At 71.7% G+C, this 22682-nt stretch carries 16 protein-coding genes; 12 read left to right on the top strand and 4 right to left on the bottom strand.

What is annotated here, in order from left to right; translation table 11 throughout:
• Nucleotides 1–94: 94 nt before the first annotated feature.
• Both ACMA1D_RS30470 and ACMA1D_RS30465 read left to right on the top strand, forming a co-directional pair.
• Nucleotides 95–1714 (top strand): AMP-binding protein, encoded by a 1620-nt coding sequence (locus ACMA1D_RS30470; RefSeq protein WP_414727221.1) that lies wholly within the window; start codon nt 95–97, stop codon nt 1712–1714.
• Nucleotides 1715–2004: 290 nt separating this feature from the next.
• Nucleotides 2005–3345 (top strand): protoporphyrinogen/coproporphyrinogen oxidase, encoded by a 1341-nt coding sequence (locus ACMA1D_RS30465; RefSeq protein ID WP_414727220.1) that lies wholly within the window; start codon nt 2005–2007, stop codon nt 3343–3345.
• A 201-nt stretch (nt 3346–3546) separates the two neighbouring features.
• On the opposite strand, the gene ACMA1D_RS30460 is transcribed toward ACMA1D_RS30465, so the two are convergent.
• The 4 genes from ACMA1D_RS30460 to ACMA1D_RS30445 all read right to left on the bottom strand — a co-directional run bounded on the left by ACMA1D_RS30460 (nt 3547) and on the right by ACMA1D_RS30445 (nt 9992).
• A complete protein-coding gene (locus tag ACMA1D_RS30460; RefSeq protein WP_414727219.1) occupies nt 3547–4395 on the bottom strand; it encodes an NmrA family NAD(P)-binding protein in 849 nt (282 codons plus the stop codon).
• 152 nt (nt 4396–4547) lie between these two features.
• Nucleotides 4548–6797: an MMPL family transporter gene (locus ACMA1D_RS30455; RefSeq protein ID WP_414727218.1), complete on the bottom strand. Its 2250-nt coding sequence runs from the start codon at nt 6795–6797 to the stop codon at nt 4548–4550.
• Between the two features lie 878 nt (nt 6798–7675).
• Nucleotides 7676–8623, bottom strand: coding sequence for a UbiA family prenyltransferase (locus ACMA1D_RS30450; RefSeq protein ID WP_414727217.1), 948 nt, complete (start codon nt 8621–8623; stop codon nt 7676–7678).
• 568 nt (nt 8624–9191) lie between these two features.
• Nucleotides 9192–9992: a class I SAM-dependent methyltransferase gene (locus ACMA1D_RS30445; protein ID WP_414727216.1), complete on the bottom strand. Its 801-nt coding sequence runs from the start codon at nt 9990–9992 to the stop codon at nt 9192–9194.
• Nucleotides 9993–10214: 222 nt separating this feature from the next.
• Between ACMA1D_RS30445 and ACMA1D_RS30440 the strand changes: the two genes are divergently transcribed.
• From ACMA1D_RS30440 to ACMA1D_RS30395, 10 genes are all read left to right on the top strand, one after another.
• Nucleotides 10215–11336, top strand: coding sequence for a hypothetical protein (locus ACMA1D_RS30440; RefSeq protein WP_414727215.1), 1122 nt, complete (start codon nt 10215–10217; stop codon nt 11334–11336).
• Nucleotides 11326–12219, top strand: a complete 894-nt coding sequence (locus ACMA1D_RS30435; protein WP_414727214.1) for a sugar phosphate isomerase/epimerase family protein — start codon at nt 11326–11328, stop codon at nt 12217–12219. The genes ACMA1D_RS30440 and ACMA1D_RS30435 overlap by 11 nt, the downstream gene beginning before the upstream one ends.
• Nucleotides 12216–13694, top strand: a complete 1479-nt coding sequence (locus ACMA1D_RS30430; protein WP_414727213.1) for a M20/M25/M40 family metallo-hydrolase — start codon at nt 12216–12218, stop codon at nt 13692–13694. Before ACMA1D_RS30435 ends, ACMA1D_RS30430 begins: the two co-directional genes overlap by 4 nt.
• On the top strand, nt 13685–14827 hold the full coding sequence (locus ACMA1D_RS30425; RefSeq protein ID WP_414727212.1) for an Ldh family oxidoreductase: 1143 nt from the start codon (nt 13685–13687) through the stop codon (nt 14825–14827). Before ACMA1D_RS30430 ends, ACMA1D_RS30425 begins: the two co-directional genes overlap by 10 nt.
• On the top strand, nt 14824–15774 hold the full coding sequence (locus tag ACMA1D_RS30420; protein ID WP_414727211.1) for a Gfo/Idh/MocA family protein: 951 nt from the start codon (nt 14824–14826) through the stop codon (nt 15772–15774). The genes ACMA1D_RS30425 and ACMA1D_RS30420 overlap by 4 nt, the downstream gene beginning before the upstream one ends.
• Nucleotides 15771–16178, top strand: a complete 408-nt coding sequence (locus ACMA1D_RS30415) for a DUF6917 domain-containing protein (RefSeq protein ID WP_349994389.1) — start codon at nt 15771–15773, stop codon at nt 16176–16178. The genes ACMA1D_RS30420 and ACMA1D_RS30415 overlap by 4 nt, the downstream gene beginning before the upstream one ends.
• A complete protein-coding gene (locus ACMA1D_RS30410) occupies nt 16162–18180 on the top strand; it encodes a 1-deoxy-D-xylulose-5-phosphate synthase N-terminal domain-containing protein (protein WP_414727210.1) in 2019 nt (672 codons plus the stop codon). Before ACMA1D_RS30415 ends, ACMA1D_RS30410 begins: the two co-directional genes overlap by 17 nt.
• A 723-nt stretch (nt 18181–18903) precedes the next feature.
• A complete protein-coding gene (locus tag ACMA1D_RS30405; protein WP_414727209.1) occupies nt 18904–20094 on the top strand; it encodes a DegT/DnrJ/EryC1/StrS family aminotransferase in 1191 nt (396 codons plus the stop codon).
• Between the two features lie 2 nt (nt 20095–20096).
• Nucleotides 20097–21215, top strand: a complete 1119-nt coding sequence (locus ACMA1D_RS30400; RefSeq protein WP_414727208.1) for a DegT/DnrJ/EryC1/StrS family aminotransferase — start codon at nt 20097–20099, stop codon at nt 21213–21215.
• 10 nt (nt 21216–21225) lie between these two features.
• Nucleotides 21226–22488, top strand: coding sequence for a nucleotide sugar dehydrogenase (locus ACMA1D_RS30395; RefSeq protein ID WP_414727207.1), 1263 nt, complete (start codon nt 21226–21228; stop codon nt 22486–22488).
• Nucleotides 22489–22682: the final 194 nt, after the last annotated feature.

The following is a 22682-nucleotide window of genomic DNA, read 5'->3' as shown; positions in this document are numbered from 1 at the left end:
ATAACCCCGGGCGACCAGCGCCTGCACGCATGCTGCGCGGCCACCCGCGCGGCCCGTCGTGAAGGTCATCGCGTTCCTATCTGGGAGAGCTGGAATGTCTTATCGGAAACACCCGATGAACATCGCTGAGCTGTTTGAATGGCACGCCCAATCGAAGCAGCAGACGGTCGCTTACCTGGACCGACCCTTTGACATAGCCCCCGACCAGGGCACGCGATTTGACGCGGGCCAACTGGCCCAGACCGTGCGTGACTTCTCCGCCCGGCTTTATGCGGCCGGCGCCCGCGCGGGCGACCGGGTGGCCATTGTCAAGGACAATCACCTGGACATGACGTTGGCCGCCGCCGCGGCGGCGCGCTTCGGCGCGATACCCGCGGTCATCGCCGGGGCCAACACCCCGGAAAACCACCGCGCGATGATCGCCAAGCTGGAGCCTTCGGTGCTGGTGGCCTCGCCCACCGCGCTGGCCAACGCCGCCCGGGCGGGCATCGAACTCAGCGGCCCGCAGACCAAGGTGATCGTCCTCGGCGAACTCGGCGAAGGCGCCCCCGAAGGCGCCCTGGCGCTGCGCGACCTCGACGGCGCCGAGGCCCCGCCGACCCGGCTGCGCGCCCCGCACGAGTCCATGCTGATCATGCACAGCTCCGGCACCACCGGCGTGCCCAAGCTCGTCGTGCACTCCGGCAACACGCTGCTCGGCGGCGTCGCCCGGATGGAGCGCATCCGCTTCCCCGTCCTGGCGAGCAAGCACCGGGACGTGGCCGCGACCTCGGTCTCCTTCGCGCACGGCCGGATCGTGTCCTGGGTGATGGGGCAGTTCGTGCTCGCCCCGAAGAAGATCGTGATCATCTCCCAGCACGACCCGGACACCGCCGAGCGGATGATCGAGGAGCACCGCCCCACCTCGCTCGAAGCGTGCCCCAACGTCTTCCAGCGCTGGGAGGAACTGGCCCACCAGCGGCCCGAGATCTTCCGCCAGATCCGGCTGTACGTCGGCACCTTCGACGCCATCCACCCGCGTACGGTGCGCACCTTCCTGGGCGTCTCCAAGCGGCGCTTCCCGGTGTGGCTCCAGGGCTGGGGCCAGAGCGAGGTCGGCCCGGTGTGCTTCACGCTGTTCACCCGGGGCCGGATGAAGAACCTCTCCGACGACTCGGCGGTCACCAGCGACATCGGCTGGCCTTCGCCCGGCTTCAACAAGGTCAAGGTCGTCGACGTGGAGACCGGCCGGAAGGTCGCCAAGGGCGAGCCCGGCATGATGATGGTCTCCACCAAGGCGCAGTGCCTGGACTACGTCGGCGAGAGCGACCGGCACGCCGAGAAGGTCGACGGCACCTGGTGGAACACCGGCGACATCGGCGAGATGCACGCGCTGGGCCGGCTCAAGCTGGTCGACCGCGAGGTGGACATCATCCCCGGCACCAGCGGCATCGAGTTGGAGAGCATCCTGCTCGACCGGCTGCCCGGCGCCTCCGACGTCACCGTGCTCGGCCGGCCCGGCGAACTCCCGGTGCCCGTGCTGTGCATGGCCGACGACAAGCTGGACCCGCAGGACTGGGCCGCCGCGACGGCCGGCCTGCCGCCACTGGCCGAACCGAAGCTGGTGCCCTGGGGCGAGGTCCCGCGGACCGCGACCTGGAAGGTGCGCCGGCTCGACCTGCGCGAACAGGTACTGGGCAGCAAGGAGGCCATCGGCTCGGGCCGCTGGACCTGACGCCACCGGCACGCCCGTACCTCCGGTACACCCGTACCAACGTCCCGGCGTCGGCAGCGAAAACCACCGGCGACCCCCGCCGTCCCCCGCCGCCCACCGGCGGCGCGCGGACCGTGCGCCCCTCGCGCGCGCCCGCGCGTACCCGTGCGGGCGGTCCCGGCCGCCGGCCCCGCCCGCACGGGCGCCCGACCGACAACGAACCACCATCCGCCGGTGCGGCCCGCCCGGCCGGGGCCAGCCGCCCCGCGCCGCGGGCCGCGCCGGGGAAGCAACGCGTATGAGGAGCAGGAGTGGCTGACATCGACATAGCGGTGATCGGCGCCGGCATAGCCGGGCTGACCACCGCGTACCGGCTGACGCAAGAGGGCCACCGGGTGGAGGTGTTCGAGTCCGAGGACGCACCCGGCGGCCGGATGCGCTCCAGCCGCGTCGACGGGTACACCACCGACCGCGGCGCGGAGACGATCTCCCCCTACGGCTACCCGGCCACCTGGGAGTTCATCAAGGAACTCGGCCTCGACCGGGGCAACCAGATCCACCAGATCCAGCACCCGGTCGGGCTGTGGGAGCACGGCCGCAACCACCCGTGGGTGGGCCACCCCAAGGGCATGGTGCTCGGCGCCGGCATGTCGGTGGCCGGGCGCGTGCAGTCCTTCCGCTCGATGCTCGGCGGCATGCGCCCCTCCGGCCAGGTCGACCCGGACTGGCCGGAGAACTCCAAGTACGGGAACATGACGCTCGCCGAGTTCGGGGAGCGCTACGGCCGGGAGATGGTCGACCGCAGCCTGGCGCCGATCGCCCACACCGCCTTCGGCTGGCAGCCGGAGGAGAGCGCGGTGGCGCCGCTGCTTGCGATCATGCAGGGCACCAAGGGCATCTTCCGCTGGCAGACCTACCGCGACGGCCAGGACACCATGGCCCGCACCCTGGCCACCCGGGTCAAGGTGCACCTGTCGCGCGCGGTGGAGCGGGTGGTGCGCGAGGGCGACGAGGTGCGCATCCACTTCGCCGACGGCACCGACCTGACGGCGCGCGCCGCGGTGCTCACCGCGCCGTCCCCGGAGATCCCCGGCGTCTACCCGGAACTCCCGGACGACGAGCGACCGTTCATCGAGGCGTCCACCTTCACCACGATGATGCGCGTCGCGGTCCGCCTGGACCGCCCGCTTGAGCCGCGCCGCGACCCGAACAACCCGCACTCGTACGCGGTCGTCCTCGGCCCCGAGGAGAACTCGCTCTTCTCCGGCTGCACCATCGAGCACAACAAGTGCCCGGACCGGGTGCCCGCCGGCCGCGGCCTGGTCACCCTGCTGATTTCGCCGCGCCGGGTGCACGAGGTGTACGACCTACCGGACGAGGAGGTGCTGGACCGGGCGCTGGACGAGAGCGAACTGTTCATCGACGGCCTGCGCTCGGCCTACGTGGGCCACCACATCGTCCGCTGGCCCAACGGCCTGCCGGCGGCCCCGCCGGCGGCGCTGCGGCTGCGCGGCCGGTTCGTCCGCCGCTCGCCGCGCCCCATCGAGTACGCGGGTGACTGGCTCTACCTGCGCCCGAGCAGCGAGGCGGCCATCGCCTCCTCCAAGCTCGCGGTGGACCGGGTGCACGCCTGGCTCTCGGGCCGCCGCTGAGCCGCTGGACGGCGCCTTCGCGCACGAGGAGACGGGCCCGCGGATGAACGCGGGCCCGTCTCGCGTACGGGGCGCGGGCGCCGGGGGTCCGGGCCCGTACGTGTTCGGGTGCCGTACGGATTCGAGTGCGGCCGGGTCCGCGCGCCGTACGAGCCCTCGGGCCCCGCCCGCACCCGCCCCGCCGCCCTGCCCCCACCTACCTCAGCGGAAGTCGTCCGCGTGGTCGGTCACCCAGGTGCGGAAGGGGAGGGCGGGGCGGCCGAGGAGGCGTTCCACCGTGTCCGTCACCCGCTCGGGGACCGCCACGAACGACTCCCACGCGCGCAGCCGGCCGGCCACGAACTCCGCGTTCCCCCAGGCCGCGGTGAACTCCTCGCGCGCCACCTCGGGCGCCAACTCCTCCCAGCGCACCGGCCGTCCGATCACCTCGCCGATGATCCGTACCTGCTCGATGTGGGTGAGGGCGGCGGGCCCGGTGAGCACGTGGGCCGCCCCGTCGTGCCGCTCGCGGCCCGCGCCCTCGGCGGTCAGGGCCTGCACGGCGACCTCGGCGATGTCCCGCTCGTGGATCAGCGACCTGGCGGCGAGCCCGTACGGGTAGCGCACGGTGCCCTGTCGGATCTGGTCGGCCCAGCGCAGTGCGTTGGCGGCGAAGTCGATCGCCCGCAGGAACGTCCAACTCACCCCGGACTGCCGCAGTTGCCGCTCGATCGCCTGGTGGTACCAGGTGGGCTCCTCGTCGTCGGCGAGGTCGGCGACGTCCGTCGAGAGGTACGCGACGTGCTGCACCTGCTCGGTGATCACCTCCACCACCCGCGGGTCCACCGGCAGCCCGGGCCACATCAGATAAGCCCGCTCCACCCCGCGCACCGCCGCCGCCAGCGACGCCAAATCGGCCAGGTCCCCCCGCACCGCCTCCACCCCCGCCGGCAGCGCCGCCGCTGCCGGATCACGCACCAGAGCCCGTACGTCCACGCCCGCCCGCACCAGCCCCGCGACGACGTGCCTGCCTACGGTGCCGGTCGCCCCGGTCACCAGAATCTTGGTCATACGACGACCGTAAAACTTAAACAGTGGTTTAGGGCAAGGGTGTTCCTGCGGGGCGGGCCTGTGGAAAGGCGGAGCCCCGCTCGCCGGGCGAACGGCGAGCGGGGCTCCTGGGAAGCCGCGCGTCCACGGGGGTCGGTCGCGCGGCGGGTCTGTTACACCCGGTCCGCGGCGCGCTCCGGGGTCGGGGCGCCGGCGGCGGGGGCGGGCAGCGGCTCCGCGCTCTCGCTGATGCCGAACCGGTCGTGCAGCTTGCGCAGCGGGCCGGGCGCCCACCAGCTCTTGGCGCCGAGCAGCCGCATCGAGGCGGGGAGCAGGATGCCGCGGATCAGGGTCGCGTCGAGCAGGATCGCGAGCGGGACGCCGAGGCCCATCGCCTTCATGTAGCTGATGCCGGACGTCAGCATGACGATGAACACCAGCGACAGGATGACGGCCGCGTACGTGACGACCTTGCCGACCCGCTCCAGGCCGGTGGCGACGGCCAGTTCGTTGTCGCCGGTGCGGTCGTACTCCTCCTTGACGCGGGAGAGGATGAACACCGCGTAGTCCATCGAGAGGCCGAAGCCCAGGGTGCCGACGAGTACCGGGACCGTCCAGTTGATGGCGCCGGTGTTGATGAAGTCACCCACCAGCCACTGGAGGTGGCCGTCCTGGAAGACGAAGACCAGCGAGCCGAAGGTGGCGCTCAGGCTCAGCACGCTCAGCAACATCGCCATCAGCGGCAGCAGCAGGCTGCCGGTCAGCAGGAAGAGCAGGACGTAGGTGCCGATCGCCAGGATGCCGAGCGCGATGGGCAGGTTGTCGGCGAAGACCTCGAAGGTGTCCACGGAGATGGCGGGGTGGCCGCCGACCTTCACCGGGAAGGGGGCGTCGGCGTCGCGGATGTCGCGGACGATGTCCTCACCCTTGGGTGAGAGCCCGTCCACGGCGGGCACCACGCTCAGGTAGGTGGCGGTCTCCGTGCCGTACTGCTTCGAGAAGGGCGACGCCGGGGCGACCTGCTTGCCCTGGGCGTAGCTGCCGGTCAGCGCGTCGACCCGGGCCACGTTCGGCAGCGCGGAGAGCTTGGCCGCGTACGCGTCGATGTCCTTGGTGCGCTCGCCGACCGTGCCGATGTTGGTGGCGACGACCTGCATGGCCTGCGCCTCGCGGTTGTTGAAGTCCTCCTGCACCGTCTTGGCGACCTCGGCCGACTGGGCCGACTTGGGCAGGATCTGCTCGTCGGGCAGGCGCAGGTTCAGGTCGCGGACGGGGGAGCCGAGCAGCGCCATCAGGGCGAGCACCGCGACCACCAGCGGCACGGGCTTGCGCATCACGAAGAGCGCCAGCCGGTGCCAGCCGCCCTCGGCCGACGCGGTCGCCGGGCGCGGCTTGCGGCGGATCAGCCGCAGCTTGTCGATGCGCGGGCCGGCCCAGGCCAGCAGCGCGGGCACGATGACCAGGGTGGCGATGGCGGCCATCAGCGAGGTGGCCGCGCCACCGATCGCGATCGACTGGAACATCCCGAACGGCATCGCCATCAGCGACATGCAGGCGATGGCCAGCGTGACGGCGGAGAAGGTGATGGTGCGGCCGACCTGGCGCATCGTCGCGCGGATCGCGTCGTCGATCTGCTGACCGCGCTGCAACTCCTCGCGGTACCGGGTGATGAACAGCAGGCTGTAGTCGATCGCCAGCCCGAGCCCCAGCAGGGTGGTCACGTTGGTCAGCAGGTTGTTCGCGTCGAACCCGAAGGTGATCAGGAACAGCAGGCCGAACACCAGCAGCATGGTGGCGAGCGCGACCGCGAGCGGGAGGGCGGCGGCGACCAGCGAGCCGAAGATGACCACCAACACGATCAGGACCAGCGGGAAGACCAGCGTCTCGGCCTTGGCGGCGTCCTTGGCCGACTGGTCGACGTTCTCGAAGTTCATCAGGGCGGTGCCGCCGAGCTTGACCTCAAGCCCGTCGACCTTCCCCGTGTACTCCTCCTTGAGGTCCTGCACCCGGTCGTTGACCTGGTCGAAGTCGCCCAGGATGCGCCCGCTGACCAGCGCCTGCTTGCCCGACTTGCCCTTCAGGGAGGGGGCCTTGCCCGCGCTCCAGTACGAGGCGACGTTCGCCACGTAGGCGTTCTTCTCCAGGTCGCTCGTCAGCTTGAGGCCGGCGGCGGTGACGGCGGGATCGTCCACGCCGCGCGGGTCACTGACGACGATGGAGAGGTTGGGGCGGCCCTGCTTGAACTCCTGCTCCAGGATGTCCTCGGTCTTGTGCGATTCGGTGCCGGAGTTCTCGTAACCCCCCATCGTGAGGCGGTCGGTCAGCCCCATCGAGGCCCCACCGACGACGAGCGCGATGATCAACACGGCCAACAGCACTTTCTTTGGCCTGGGGAGGATCAGGCTCGCGAGTCTGTCGAGCATTTTCGGAATCTCCTGTCGGGCGGTGCTCAGGGAGAGAGAAGCACCGGGCGAGGACTTGTGGAACAACTTGCACTAGACCTATGGAACAGTCTGCACCTCTCCCAAGCTTCGGTGCAACCCGTTCCATAGATTGCCGGTCATCTTGCCGGCAGGGTGTGGTCCATCTCCGCTTAGCGGCCTGGACATCGACGTTTCCGCAGGTGTCGCGGTGGGTCGAGGGTTGCGGAACACCCTTCCCGGGACGGTCAGTTCAATGCACAACCAAGCGGGGAATGTCACCCGAACGTGATCGGAATCTTCTCCTCCGGTCGTCGTTCCGTCCGCTTTGGCGAGTGATGTCGGAGTGGTGGCCGGCTGCTTCGGCGAGCGCCGGGACTCCGCGTGACGGCCGTACGGGGCCCTGCCGAGTGCCGTGAGGGGCTTCGTCGGGCGGGTGTGCGGGCCTTCGCCGGGCGGTCGTACGGGCCTTCGCCGCGCACGGGCCCCTTCGGTACGGGCGGCGGCCCGCCGTCACACCCACGAGCCGCCACCGGAACAACCCACCTGCGGTGTAACCCACCTGCGAGGCAGCCCACCTGCGCTGCAACCCACCGCTGAAGCAAGCCAGCGGCGGCGCAACCCACAGGGCGTGCGACCCACCGACAGTGCAAGCCATGGGCCGAGTAACCCTGGAACAGCGCAACGCCGAGGCGGTGCAACCCGCCTGTGACGCCGCGGGGGTTCGGGGCCGGGCTCCGTGTGCGTCCCGGGGGTGGGGCCCGTCCCCAGGGGCGCAAGGGTGAGGCAGAAGCGCGGGCCCCGGCTCCGGTCGGGGAGGCGGGGCCCGTGGGCGAGTCGACTGCCGCGGGCGGCGCGGGGCCGCGCCGCCCGGTCGGACGTCAGACGTGCAGCGCCAACACGTTGGCCAGCAGCAGGACCGGGACGCCCCAGCGGTGCAGCTTGATGCCGAGCATCCGGGCCTGGAGCAGGTTGCCCTGGCCCACGCCCGCGCGCGCCTGCTGGACGCGCAGCACCCACAGCGGCAGCAGCAGCGCCGCGAACCACACCGGCACCGCGCCCACCGCGATGGCGACCGCCACCGCGACCGGCTCCAGCAGGTGCGTCGCGACGATGATCTTCCGGTAGACGGGCGCCGTGGTCAGCGTGGCCAGGTTGCGGCGGCCGGCCAGTCGGTCGCCCTCCACGTCGTTCATGTTGGAGTAGATGGAGACCAGCAGGCTCCACAGGCCGAACAGCACCGACTCCAGGATGACCAGGCCGGTCGCCTCACCGGTCAGCAGCACGTACGGGATGAGGACCGCGAGGCCGGGGGTGACCAGGATGACCTCCTGGCCGAAGTTGTAGCTGATCTTCAGGCCGTACGAGTACTGCACGTTGGTGACGAGCACCGCCACCATCAGCAGGCCCACCCACAGTGAGCTCTCCGGCGCGATCACGAAGACCACGGACCACAGCAGGGCGCCCCAGGCCATCGCGCCCCAGCCGAACAGCTCCGCCTGCCGTACCGTCAGCGCGCCGCTGAGCAGGGGCTTGCGGGACAGGTCGCGCAACTGACCGGTCTCCGGCGTGTAGTTGCGCGCGTCGCTGCCGTCCTTGATGCCCGTCACGTCGTCCAGCGCCACGGTGGCGGCGACCACCCCGAGGTAGCCGGCGACGTACAGCAGCAGCACGGCGAAGGTCGTGCCGTCCCAGGTCTGCGCGCCCGGCAGCGCGGCCAGCACGATGAAGGCGCTGAGGTAGTAGTCGTAGAACGAGAGCTTGCCGAGCTTGACGTACGCGTTCAAGCGGTCTTTGGTGTCCGGCGACGCGGCGATGTTCAGCGACATACGGATGCTGCCTTCTGTGATGGATGCTTTGCGCTGTGGTGGGTGTGGCTTCCCGGGTGCTAGGAGCGTGCGGGGCACGCCGGCGGGAATTGGTGCCCGGCGGTCTCGGCCGGCCGGCCGCGGCACGGCGTCGCGGGCCGTGGCACGGACCGGCCGTTCCGACGGGTCCTCCGGTGGTGCGGGTCAAGCGCCTTGCGGTGTTGCGGAGTCTTACCGGGCCGGTTGGGGCCCATGGGACGGGTGCGGGCACGTGCCGGGGCACAAGCCGTGGTGCGGGATCGGAACTCGGCGCGCGCCGCTGCGGGCGAAGGCGACGGCTGCCGCGGTGCGCCCGGGCGCGTCGGGCGCCCGGGGGTTTGCCGGGGGTTTGTGCGTCCTCCGGTCGGCGCCGTGCCCCCACGGGCCGTGGGCCTGGGGGCCGGCCGTCGCCGCCGGGGGCGGCCACCGGCCCTGGCGCGGGAGCGACGGACCGCGACCGCCAGCCGCCAGCAGGAACGGCAACGGCAACGGCCGAAGGAGACCAGCCGCCACCAGCAGCGGTCAGCCGGCGGCGGCCCGGCCCGACGCGCTAGCGGGGCTTGCGGCCGTAGCTGGAGATCAGGACCTGGGTCAGCCAGTGGTGGGCCGGGTCGCCCATCTCGGCCAGCGCCTCGTCCACCCGCTCCGCCGACACCTCGCCCTCGGCGACGATCTGCGGCTTCATGAACTCCAGCCAGAGCTGGTAGTGCCGGGCCTGGAAGGAGCCGCCCTGCACCATGACCGCCCGGCCCTCGGCCGAGACCTCTTCGAGCTCGGTCGCCAGCATCGCCTGGAGGTCGAAGTGGCCGCCGCGCGGCTCGTGGCCCGAGCGGCGCATCAGCCCGTACCCGGCGGCCCGTACGTCCTGGAGGAAGTCCTCCGAGGTGGCGCTGCGGAACAGCGGCAGCGAGTCGGTGTCCTCAAGGAAGAGCCAGCCGCCCGGCTTGAGCGCCCGGATCATGTTGGCGATCGCCGCCGGCCGGTCCTGGAGGTGCTGCACCACCATCCGCGAGTGGACCAGGTCGAAGGAGTTCGCCGGCAGCTCCTCGGTACGGATGTCGAGCCGGGTCACCTCCACGTGCGGGGCCCGCAGACCCTCCAGCCGGCCCGTCTCCAGGTCGGCGGCGAGCACCCGCCCGGTCGGCCCGACCCGGTCGCCGAGCCAGCTCGCGATGGACCCGGAACCGGCGCCCACCTCCAGCGCGTGCCAGCCGGCGGACACCCCCAGACGCTCCAATCGCTCGATGGTGCCCGAGTCCCAGAGGGCCTCGTTGGCGCGCAGCCGCTCCGTCTCCTGGTCCCAGGTGGGGTCGAAGACGTACTTCTTCGGCTCCTGGTCGGTCACGCTCATGGTGTCTCTCGCCCTCCGTGGACCTCGTATCCTCCGTGGACCTCGTGCCGCTGCCGCCCACGCCCAGCCTTGTGTGGGGCTCAGGCTAGAAAGGCGAGCAAGACCCTGCCATGACAAGAGAGTGTGCGATTGACGCTATTCCAGGCAGTTATCTGCTAAGGACTCGCAGCTCACGCCTCCCGTACGGTGGTCGCCCCGCTACGCATCCTTGAGGAGTTCGCGGTGCTGCACACACTGCTCGTCGGGCTGGGACGGTCAGGACGAGAGCTGCATCTGCCGGTGCTCCGCCGTCTGCGACAGGACGCCGGTGCCGGTAGCGACCACGCTGCTTCCGGCTCCGTCTTCGCGCCCGCCCCACCGCTCGGCTACGACCTGGTGCCGCTGCCCGATGGTCAGCAGGTCCCCGGGCTGACCGTGGTCGCCACGCTCGCGCAGGCGCGCGCCGCACTCGACCCGAAGCACACCGTCGTCCACCTCTGCACGCCCCCTGGCCAGCGCGCCGAGGTGCTGCGCGACCTCGCCGAACTGGGCTTCACCCAGTTCCTGGTGGAGAAGCCGCTCGGGGTGGACGGCGCGGCCGTCGACGACATCCGCGCCGTACGGGACGCGTACGGGCTGCGGCTGGCCGTCGTCGCGCCCTGGCTGCACAGCACGCTCACCGAACGGCTGCGCCGCACCGTGGCCTCCGGCCGGCTCGGCCAACTCCGCCGCATCACCGTCCACCAGCGCAAGCCGCGGCTGCGCCGCTCGCTCAGCACCCCGAGCCACCCCACCGCCTTCGACGTGGAGCTGCCGCACTCCGTCGGCGTCGTGCTGCAACTGGCCGGCGGCGGCCAGGTCACCGACGCCACCTGGAGCGACGCCAGCTCGGGGGAGCGCGTGGTGCCCAAGATGGGCACCGCCGAACTGACCCTGGCCCACACCGCCGGCGCCACCACGCGTATCGTCTCCGACCTGGTCGCGCCCGTCCGGGAGCGCAGCATCGTGCTCGACTTCGACGCCGGCCGGGCCGAAGGGCACTATCCGATCAGCGGTGACGACAACTACGCCCAGTTGCGCGTGACCCCCATCGGGCTGCCCGAGGAACACGAGGTCTTCCAGGACGACGCCCTGGACGCCTGCCTCCTCGACACCTACCGGGGCTTCGCCGCACACACCGACTTCACCGCGGCCTTCGAGCTCCAGGCGCAGGTCGTGGAGGTCCTGGAGAGCGCCAAGCAGCACGCCGCAGCGGCCGAGCAGGGCACGGCGGCGGCGCCGGCCGGCCGTGCGGCGGTGCCCGCGGCCAGGCCGGCGGACGAGCAGGTCACGTCAGAGAAGAACGGGAGCATCCATGTCGGTTGACGCCACCGGAGCCAGCGCGGGGCCCGCGCTCCCGCCGGGGATCGTGCTGTGCGGCATCGGCGACGAGGCGGGCGCCTCGCTCGACGAGCAGATCACCGCACTCACCACCCTCGGCTGGGGCCACATCGAGCTGCGCAACGTGGACGGCACGGCCGTCGCCGACCTCGACGACGCCGCCTTCGACCGGCTGGTCGACCGGCTCGCCGCCGCCGGCCTCACGGTCACCTGCGTGGACTCCCGGATCGCCAACTGGGGCCGCCCCGTCACCGGCGACTTCGCCGCCGACCTGCACGAACTCGACGTGCTCGGCGAGCGCTGCGCACGCCTAGGCACCCGCAACGTGCGCGTCATGTCCTACCCCAACGACGGCCTGGAGGAGGCCGCCTGGCGGCAGGAGGTGCTGGCCAGGATGGGCAAGCTGGCCGCCCGCGCCGAAGCTGCCGGCCTGGTCCTGCTGCACGAGAACTGCGCCGGCTGGGCGGGCACCGAGGCCGCCAAGATGCGCGAACTGCTCACCGAGGTCGACAGCCCGGCCCTGAAGCTGCTCTTCGACGTCGGCAACGGCGTGGCGTACGACTACGAGGCGTACGACCTGCTGCCGGAGATCGCCCCGTACGTCGCCCACGTCCACATCAAGGACGCCATCGGCACCCCCGACGACGCGCACTACATGCTGCCGGGCGACGGCCGCTGCCGGGTCGAGGAGTCGCTGCGCTACCTGCTCGACCACGGGTACACCGGCGTCTGGTCCATCGAGCCGCACATCAACGTGCGCCCGCACGAGTCGCTGGCCGTCGAGGGCCGGGACGGCGTGGACGCCTTCATCGACTACGGCCGGTCCCTGGAGCGCATGGTCAGCCGGCTCGCCGGAGCGCGCACGTGACCGACGCGCCACCGCACGCCCCGCAGCCGGCCGCGCCCGAGTCCGCTGACCCGTCGGGCACCGCCCCGCAGCCGGTCGCCCCGCAGCCCGCCGCCCCGACCGCCCGGCCGGCGCCCGTCGAGCTCACCGGCGCCGACCGCGAACTCCTGCTGCACCTCATCGGGCTGCCCACCGCCGGCCCCCTCGAAGTGGGCCCCGACGGGCCCCGCCCGGAGCTGTGGCAGGCCCAGCGCGACTACGCGCGGGCCGCCGCCGAACTCGGCTATACCGTCGTCCACCACGCCGCCCCCGAACCGGCCGTACTGGAACGCGACGGTGTCCCCGTCACCGTGCGCGAGGCCGCCGCGGCACAGCCGGACTTCCTGGAGTGCCAGCCCAGCATGGTGCTGCGGCTCGGGCCCGAACTGCCGGCCGAGCGGACCGTCATGTTCAACGTCCACCTGGACACCGTCGCCGGCTTCGAACCGCCCCGCTTCGCCGAAGGCCGCTTCCACGGCCGCGGCGCCATCGACGCCAAGGGCCCAGCCGTCGCCCTGCTCGCCGGGCTCCGCGCCGCCCAGGCCGAACTGCCGGACCTGGGCACCGAGATCGGCGTGCGCATCCAACTCGTCGCCGGTGAAGAGGGCGGCGCGATGGGCGTCTTCGGCACCCGCCCGCTGGTGGAGGCCGGCCACACGGGGCGGCTCAACGTGTTCTGCGAACCCACCCGCAACCGGGTGGTGCCCCGCTCCACCGCAGCCGCCACAGCCCGCATCACCGTCGCGGGCCAGGACTCCATCGACGACCGGCCGGGCGGCGGCCACAACGCCACCGTGCTCCTCGGCCACCTCGCGAGCCACCTCGCCGAGCGGTTGTCCGAGCGCGTCGAAGGCGGCCGGGTGTGCATCGCCGGCCTGCACACCGGCACCCTGCACAACAAGGTGTACGGCAGCGGCCACCTGCTGCTCAACCTCGCCTACACCAGCACCGAGGCCGGCCTCGCCCTGCAACGCGCCCTCACCGACGAGGTCGCCGCCGGCCTCGCCGCCTTCACCGAGCGCTACGCCGAGCTGCCCGACTTCGCCCTCACCGCCCGCGAGGCCGCCCAGGTCACCACCCTCGACTGGCTCAAGCGCGGGCTGCCCGCCCTGCACAGCACCGACCCGTGGGCCGAACGCCTGCTCACCGAGGGCGCCGGACTCGCCTACGCGCCCGCCGACGCCGACGTGTGCACCTGCGACGCCATCTGGATGCACGGCGTGCCCGGCGCGTACACCGTCGTCTACGGGCCCGGTGACCTGGACGCCAACGGCGCCCACGCCGAAGGCGAGCACGCCGACCTCGCCGACCTGGAGTCCTTCGCCACCGGCGTCCGCGACCTGCTCCGCGCCTTCACCGCCGAACACCGCGCGGGCCACGCCCCGCCCGGGGAGCCGGCCGCCACCGCCCCCGACCGCAACAGCCGCACCGCCCTAGCCAGGAACGGATGGTCATGACACCGACCTCGCCCCCCGCCGCCGAACCGGCGGACCTGCACCTCCCGTACGAAAGCCTGGTCGGCTTCGCCACCGAGGTCTTCGCCGCCCGCGGCGTGCCCGCCGAGCGCGCCCGCACGGCCGCCGACGCCCTGGTCTACGGCGACCTGGCCGGCATGCGCTCGCACGGCCTGACCAACCTGACCCGGCTCTACCTGCCGCTCTTCGACGACAAGCGGGTCGAGCCGGACGCCCAGCCCAAGGTGCTCGCCGACAAGGGCGCATCCGTCCTGCTCGACGGCGACAAGGGGCTCGGCCTCTGGCTCGCCAGCGAGGCCGTCGACCTGGCCGCCGAACGGGCCGCCGAGTACGGCATCGGCCTGGTCTCGGTGCGCAACGCCACCCACTTCGGCTGCGCCGGCCACCACACGCTGCGCGCCGCCGACCGCGACATGGTCGGCATCATCGCCTCCAACTGCGGCGGCCAGCGCATCGCCAGGCCGCCGGGCGGCAAGGTCGCCATGCTCGGCACCAACCCGATGAGCATCGCCGCACCCGCCGGGCCCGACCTGCCCCCGTACTGCCTGGACATGTCCACCACGGCCGTGCCCACCGGCAAGATCCGCCAGGCCGCCCGCGCCGGCCAGTCCATACCCGAGGGCTGGCTGACCGACGCGCAGGGCCAGCCGGTCACCGACCCGCACGCGCTCGACCGCGGCGACGGCTTCCCGACCTGGCTCGGCGGACGCCCGGAGACCGGCGCGTACAAGGGGTACGGGCTCGCGCTGCTGGTCGAGGTGCTGGCCGCGCTGGTGCCCGGCGCCGGACTCGGCCCGGCCACCGAGGCGTACGAGGGCACCGGCGGCCCCTCCGGCCGCGACGACGACATCGGCATCCTCGCGCTGGTCGTGGCGCCCGGCGCGCTGCGCCCGGTGGACGGCTTCCTCTCGCAGGCCGGCGGCCTCTTCCAGGCGCTGATCGACTGCCCGCCGATCGACCCGGCCGCGCCGGTGAGCTACCCCGGCGCCCGCGAGGCCGCCACCGCCGCCGCGGCCCGCGCCGACGGCGTACCGATCACGCCCGCGCTCTACGGAGAACTGCGCGAGGTGGCCGAACGATGGGGGCTGAAGGCCCCGGCTGGAGTGGACGCATGAGCAGCGACACGTTGCGCGTGGGGATCGTCGGGCTCGGCGTCATCTCCCGCTTCTACGTCAAGGCGTTCGACGAACTGCCCCAGGTGGAGCTGGCCGCCGTGTGCGACCTGCGCGCCGACGCCCTGGCGCCCTTCGAGGGCAAGGTGCCCACCTTCCGCGACTACCAGGACATGATCGCCGCCGGCGGCCTGGACGCCGTCGTGGTCAACGTGCCCAACGACGTGCACGCCCGGGTCTGCGGCGACCTGATCGCCGCCGGGCTCGCCGTCTGCGTGGAGAAGCCGCTGGCCACCCGCGTCGAGGACGGCCGCGAACTGGTCCGCGCGGCCCGCGAGAAGGGCGTCCTGCTCTTCACCTCCTTCCACCGCCGCTACAACGACAACGTGCTCGACCTCATCGCGCGCATCCCGGCCGGCGCCGAACTCGCCCACGTCACCGTCCGCTACCTGGAGATGATCGAGGAGCACGCCGGCGACGACCACTGGTACCTGGACCCGGAGCGCTGCGGCGGCGGCTGCGTCGCCGACAACGGACCCAACGCCTTCGACACCGTCCGGCAGATCGTCGGCGACGTCACCGTCACCGTCACCGACTCCAAGGTGGTCCGCGACGCCCACGGCACCGACCGGCAGGCCGACGTCGAACTGCGCACCGCGACCGGCACCACCGCCCGGGTGCTCCTGGACTGGGCCTATCCGGGCGAGACCAAGGACGTCGAGCTGACCCTCACCGACGGCACCGTGCTCACCGCGGACATGCTCGGCGGCCACGAGGGCTTCAAGACCTCGCTGTGGCACGAATACGTGGGCGTGCTGCGCGACTTCGCCACGGCGCTGGCCGCCGGCGAGGACCGCAGCGAAGGCGGCCTGGCCGCCCTGGAACTGGTCGCCGACGTCTACCGCCGCGAGGCAGCCACCCACGCCGACGCCACGGAGGGCACCCGATGAACCCCGCCGAAGACGGCCTCAAGCGCCCGGTCACCGGCGAACTCGTCAAGATCCTCACGCACAAGCGGGACGACCGCGGCATGGAGCTGACCGAGTTCGCCAGCCGCTGCGTGCGCCGCGAGGAGATCCACGAACTGGTCACCACCGACCACGACGACCCCAGCACCGGCGCCGTCATCGACCGGGTCGGCTTCCTCGGCTTCGTCGAGATCGGCCGCGGCGGTGTCATCGACCGCGGCGACGAGGTCCGCATCGACGGCCACCTGGTCGGCACCGTGCTCGGCTTCGACTCCTGCCACTTCCCGAACCACTACAACATCCTGATCAACGCGGACAAGACCGCCAGCGGGCCGGACCTCGGACTACGGCCCGACATGGAGGTGCGCTTTGACCCTGCGCCCTAGCGGGCCGGCCGGTCCGCCCGCGACACCGCTGCTCGACGCCCTCTCAGGACCCGACGCCCTACGGGCCGTCCCCGCGTCCCGGCTCCCCGGGCTGGCCGCGGAGATCAGAGGCTTCATGACGCAGACGGTGTCGCGGGCGGACGGGCACCTCGGGCCCGATCTGGGCGTGGTGGAGCTGACGCTCGCCCTGCACCGGGTCTTCGACACGCCGCGCGACCGCCTGGTGTGGGACACCGGCCGGCAGGCGTACGCACACGAACTGCTCACCGGCCGCCGCGACTTCACCCGGCGCCGCCGCCGCACCGACCCGACCTGGTACGCGGCGCCGCACGGGGCGGTGGACAACGCACGCACCGCCACCGCCCTCTCGTACGCGGACGGCTTCGCCAAGGCGCACCGGCTGCGCGGCCTCACCGACCGGCACGTGGTCGCCGTCATCGACAGCGAGGCGCTGAGCTGCGGCATGGCCTGGGAGGCGCTGAACAACCTGGCCACCGCACGCGACCTGCCGCTGGTCATCGTCATCCACGACAGCACAGCGGGCCCGGCCGCGGCCGGCGGCGGGCTCACCGAGCACCTGGCGAGCTTGCGCGCCCCGGCACCGACCGCGCCCCCCTCGCTGGCGACGGAACTGGCCCTGGACACCGGGCTCGCCGAGCGCACCGGCGGCGCGACGCTGCTCCAGGCGGCGCCGGTGGAGACCGCCGCCACCCGGCGGGGCCGTGCCCGCACCACCACCCGCACGCCCCGCTCCGTCTTCGACGACCTGGGCTTCGGCTACTTCGGGCCGGTGGACGGCCTGGACGCGGTGGCGTTAGAGATCGCGTTACGCCGCGCCAAGGCGCTCGGCGGGCCGGCCGTCGTGCACAGCGTCACCGGACGCTCCGCGACCCTCCCCGCCAGTGAGGCCCACGGGGCCACCGGGGGAGACGGGGCCACCGCGGCCGGGCCGGCGCCGGCGGCCGGCGCGCTGGCCGTCCCCACCGGGCCGGTCGGCCCCGCCGGCCCCGCCCCCGAGCCACCCTCGTGGACGTCGGTGTTCTCGGAGGAGATGGTGCGGTTGGGGGCTGAGCGTGAGGACGTGGTGGGGATTACGGCGGCGATGTTGCAGCCGGTGGGGTTGCAGGCGTTTGCGCAGGCGTATCCGGAGCGGGTTTTTGATGTGGGGATTGCGGAGCAGCATGCGGTGACGTCGGCTGCGGGGTTGGCGCTGGGTGGGGTGCATCCGGTGGTGGCGGTGTATGCGACGTTTTTGAATCGGGCGTTTGATCAGGTGTTGATGGATGTGGCGTTGCATGGGTGTGGGGTGACGTTCGCGTTGGATCGTGCGGGTGCGACGGGGAATGACGGTCCTTCGCACAATGGGATGTGGGATATGTCAATTTTGCAGGTGGTGCCGGGGTTGCGGGTGGCGGCGCCGCGGGATGGTGCGCGGTTGCGGGCGTTGTTGCGGGAGGCGGTGGAGGTGGAGGACGCGCCGACGGTGGTGCGGTATCCCAAGGGTGTGGTGGCGGGGGATGTGGAGGCGGTGGCGTCGGTGGGTGGGGTGGATGTGTTGGTGCGGCCGGTGGTGGGTGGGTCGCGGGTGTTGTTGGTGTCGGTGGGTGCGATGGCGCAGGTGTCGTTGGATGCGGCGCGGTTGTTGGGTGAGCGGGGGGTGGGGGTGACGGTGGTGGATCCGCGGTGGGTGAAGCCGGTCAATTCCACGTTGGTGGGGTGGGCTGCGGAGCACGAGTTGGTGGTCACGGTCGAGGACAACGGCCGGGTGGGCGGCGTGGGCTCCGCCCTGACCGGCGCCCTGCGCGACGCCCGTGTCACCACCCCCGTCCACGAATTCGGCCTGCTCCAGCGGTTCAGCGAACACGGCAGCCGCGACGAGGTCCTGAGCGAGGCCGGTCTCACCGCCGACGCCATCGCCGCCGTCGTCCACGACCTGCTCACCCCCGCGGCCGACCTCTTCGCCCAGCCGCCGGCCCGCCCGGCCCTCCGCGGCGCGTCCTGACCCCCACGGTGCTGCGGCCCGCTCGCCGCTCGTTGCTCGCCCCTGTGCTGTCGCTGTGCCACCTCCTGCGTGCCGCCGCCCCGGGCCTGCGGGGCCCGGCGCCGGTCGCGGCTGGCTGCTGCCTCGGGGTTGTTCGGCGCCGGCCGGTGCGCTCCGTACGGCTGGATCGGCCCGCGCCCCGCGGCGCCCTGCCCCCGCTCGCGCCGGCGGCCAGCACGCGGCCCCACCGCTGTCCCGCGCCGTCCCGGCCCCCACCCAGGCCCCACGAACCCCTACGCGCCGGCAGGGCAGAGCAGGCCGTCAGCGGTCCGCCGTGGCCCGTTCCGGTCGCATTCGGGCCCGTACGGACATCCCACGTACCGACACGCGCAGAATTGCGCCATGCTGGACCGACCCCTACCGCCGTGGATCTAGGGGGTCGGGAAAGCGGAGTAGGGGGTATCGGGGGCTCGACACGGGGTGTACAAGGCGCTGTTAGGGCGCTTGGATACGGAGTGGAGCCGGGCGTGCGCTCCTGGTATACCGTGGGCTGACGGCGCGTCGGTTACCACCGTGCGCACCGGCGCAGACTGACAAGATCTTGTCCTGTCGCACGCGGATCTGTCTGTGCATGGCAGATTCGGCGGTGTGGGTTCCGGCTCTGGCCGGCTGGCCTGGATTGACTGCTACCGGCAAGTTCTTGTCCGTAGCGACGTCACAGAACCGCTTCATAGCGTCACCCCCATGGTGCCCACGCTTACCGATGCTGCCGCCGCGCCGGTTCCGTTCTTCACGCAGGCCGAGTCCTTCAAGGAACTCTGGCCGCTCATCAGCCGACATACTGATGATGTCTTCGACCGGGGCAAGTTCTCCCACGGCCGCAAGGTGGCGGAGCTGGAGCGGGCCATTGCCGCCTACACCGGAGCCGGCCGGGCCGTCGCCGTCAACAGCGGCACCGACGCCCTGGTGATCCTGTTGCGCGCGGCCGGGATCGGCCCCGGCGACGAGGTCATCGTGCCGGCCTTCTCGTTCTTCGCCTCGGCCTCGTCCGTCAGCCTGGTCGGTGCCCGTCCGGTCTTCGCCGACATCACCGCCGACGGCGACTACGCCATGGACGCCGCCTCGGTCGAGGAACTGATCACCGAGCGCACCAGGGCCATCATGCCCGCGCACCTGTTCCACCAGCTCGCTGATCTGACAGCGCTGTCAGAGGTGGCCCGCCGCCATGACGTGATGCTCCTCGAAGACAGCGCCGAGGCCATCGGCATGCGCTGGGACGGCACCCACGCCGGCCTGATCGGCCGCGGCGGCGTGCTCTCCTTCTTCCCGACCAAGACGCTGGGGGCGCTCGGCGACGCCGGCCTGATCCTCACCGACGACGAGGAACTGGCCGAGCAGGCCGCCGTGCTGCGCCACCACGGTCGGATGGGCAAGACCATCGACCACATCGCCGGCATCTCCAACCTCTCCGGAGTCTCCGGCACCAACAGCAAGATGGACGACGTGCAGGCGGCCGTCCTGCTCGCCAAGATGAGCCGGCTCGACCAGGACATCGCCCGCCGCGCCGAGCTGGCCGCCGCCTACACCGAGCGGCTGCGCGAGAGCGACGGCGTGCTCGCCGTACCGCGCATCGTGCCCCGCTCCGTGGCGTCCGAGCCGGTCTTCTACGTGTACCAGATCGAGGTCGAGGCCAGGGACGAGCTGGCCGCCCACCTGACGGCCCGGGGCATCGGCACCGAGACGTACTACCCGCGCCCGCTGCACACCCAGCCCTGCTACGCCGACGGCGACGTCGGGCTGCGGCCCGGCAGCCTGCCCAACGCCGAGGCGGCCTGCGAGCGGACGCTGGCGCTGCCCCTGTACCCGGACCTGACGGAAGCGCAACTGGAGACGGTCTGCGCCGCCATCTCGGACTTCTACGCCGGAAGGCGATGACCATGGCCACCATCCCGTTCTTCCCGCCGGACCTCTTCGAGACGGACCGGCAGGCCTTCAAGGACCTGCTGTTCGAGGTCGGCACGGACGACGACCAGAAGTTCATCCTGGGCCGGCGCACCGCCGAGCTGGAGGAGGAGCTGCGTCGCACCACCGAGGCCGAGCACGTCATCGCCTGCTCCAGCGGCACCGGTGGCCTGAACCTGGCGGTACAGGCGCTGGGCATCGGCCCCGGCGACGAGGTCATCGTGCCCGCGTTCTGCTGCCAGCCGGTCGCCAGCTCGGTGGCCAACTTCGGCGCCACCCCGGTCTTCGCCGACGTCGACCCGCACACGATGGTCATCGACCCGGAGTCGATCGAGAAGCTCATCACCAGCCGCACCCGCGCCGTGATGCCCGCCCACGTGTTCTCGATCATGGCCGACATGCCGAAGATCAATAAGATCGCGCAGGACCACGGTCTGAAGGTCATCGAGGACGCGGCGGTGGCCCAGGGCGCGGTGCTCGACGGGGTGCCGTCGGGCCGCTGGGGCGATCTGGGCGTCTTCTCGTTCTTCCAGGTCAAGGCGTTCGGCACGGCCGGCGAGGGCGGCGCGGTGCTCACCGACGACCCGGAGCTCGGCCGGCTGGTGCGGATGCTGCGCAACCACGGCCAGGACGGCATCACCCGCTTCCTGCACCACAAGCTCGGCCAGAACAGCCGGTTCGACGAGATCATCGCCGCCTTCCAGCTCCACCGGCACGCGGGCTTCGAGGACCGTCTGGAGCGCCGGGCGCGCATCGCCGACTACTACACGGAGCGCTTCGAGCCGCTCGCCGGCCGGGGCGTCCTCGCCCCGCCCGCCGGCCGCAACGGCCGCTGCTACTACGTGTACTCGCTGCTCGTGGAGCGCCGTGCCGACATGCGCGCCTGGCTGAGCGAGAAGGACATCGGCACGCACGTCTACTACCCGGTGCCGCTGCCGCTCCAGCCCGCGTTCTCCGCGTACGCGCCCGAGGGCGTCACTTGGCCGGGCGCGCAGCGCGCCAGCGACCAGAACCTGGCCATTCCGATCTGGCCGCACCTCTCCGACAGTCAGGTGGAATACATCGCCGACTCGGTCTGTGAATTCTTCGACTAGGGAGCTTCCTTTGACCACGAAACTGGTCGTAGTGGGGCAGGGGTACGTCGGCCTGCCCTTGGCCGTTGCCGCTGCTGAGCACGGGTACCAGGTCGTCGGTTACGACACCGATGAGTCCCGGGTGAAGAAACTCGCCGTGGGTGACTCGTTCGTCGGGGACGTTCCCTCACCGCGCCTCGCCGAGGTCATCGACCAGGGCACTTATCGGGCGAGCATCGACACCGAAGACCTGGACGGTTTCGACATCGCGGTCATCACCGTGCCCACTCCGCTGCACGAGGGGGTGCCCGACCTCTCGTACATCGAGGCGGCGGGAAAGGCACTGGCGTCCCGACTGCGGCCGGGCGCCACCGTCATCCTGGAATCGACGAGCTATCCGGGCACCACCGAAGAGGTGCTCGCGCCGATCCTGCGGGAGGGGTCCGGGCTCGAACCCGGCACGGAATTCCACCTCGGATACAGCCCGGAGCGCATTGACCCGGGCAATGCGCAGTGGACCTTCGAGACCACGCCCAAGGTGGTGTCCGGCGTCGATGCGGCGTCGCTGGAGAGCGTGCGCGCCTTCTACGCGACGATCGTGCAGGAAGTCGTGGTCGCCAAGGCGCCGCGGGTGGCCGAACTCGCCAAGGTCATGGAGAACACGTTCCGGCACGTCAACATCGCGCTGGTCAACGAATTGGCCACACACGCCGAGGGAATCGGCGTGAATGTGTGGGACGCCCTTGAGGTCGCGGCGACCAAGCCGTTCGGCTTCATGCGCTTCACGCCGGGCCCAGGGGTGGGCGGGCACTGTCTGCCGGTGGACCCGCTGTACCTGTCGTGGAAGGTCGAGCGTGCGTCGAGCAAGCGGTTCCGGCTGGTGGAGTTGGCGGACGAGCTCAACAACGCCATGCCGGAACACGTGGTCCGGAAATTGACCCGCGGCCTTGACCGGCGGCACCAGACGGTCACCGGTTCGCGCATTCTGCTGCTCGGCCTCGCCTACAAGCCCAACACGGGCGACCTGCGCGAATCCCCGGCACTGCCGATCGCCTCCATGCTCATCGAGGCGGGCGCCTCGGTGCGGTTCGCCGACCCGCACATCACCGAGGACCCGCACGTGCCGGGCCTCACTCAGGTCGAATTGACCCCGGAGGAGATAGCGCGGGCACACGCCGTGCTCATCGTCACCGATCACGACGACTTCGATTACGAGGCGATCGCCGCATCGGCCCGCTACGTCTTCGACTGCCGTAACCGACTGCCGCTCTCGAAGGACATCGAGTCGCTATGAGTGGGGCCACCCCCGGAAATGCGCCCGCTGACCCGGCAAGCTCGGCAACGCCGGCAACGGTGTCGCCCCAGGCGACCGCAGCTCCGGCTCCGGCACCCACCGGTGCCGGAGCACCCGCGAAGCCCACCGAGAGCCTGAGCCGAGTCATTATCCGTTTTGCGGGTGATTCGGGTGATGGTATGCAGTTGACGGGT

It is taken from the genome of Streptomyces sp. 796.1 (genome assembly GCF_047525675.1).
In the GTDB taxonomy this organism is placed as follows: Bacteria; Actinomycetota; Actinomycetes; order Streptomycetales; family Streptomycetaceae; genus Streptomyces.
The sequence above is the reverse complement of the archived record's forward strand: the minus strand, read 5'-3'. Positions and strand labels throughout refer to the sequence as shown.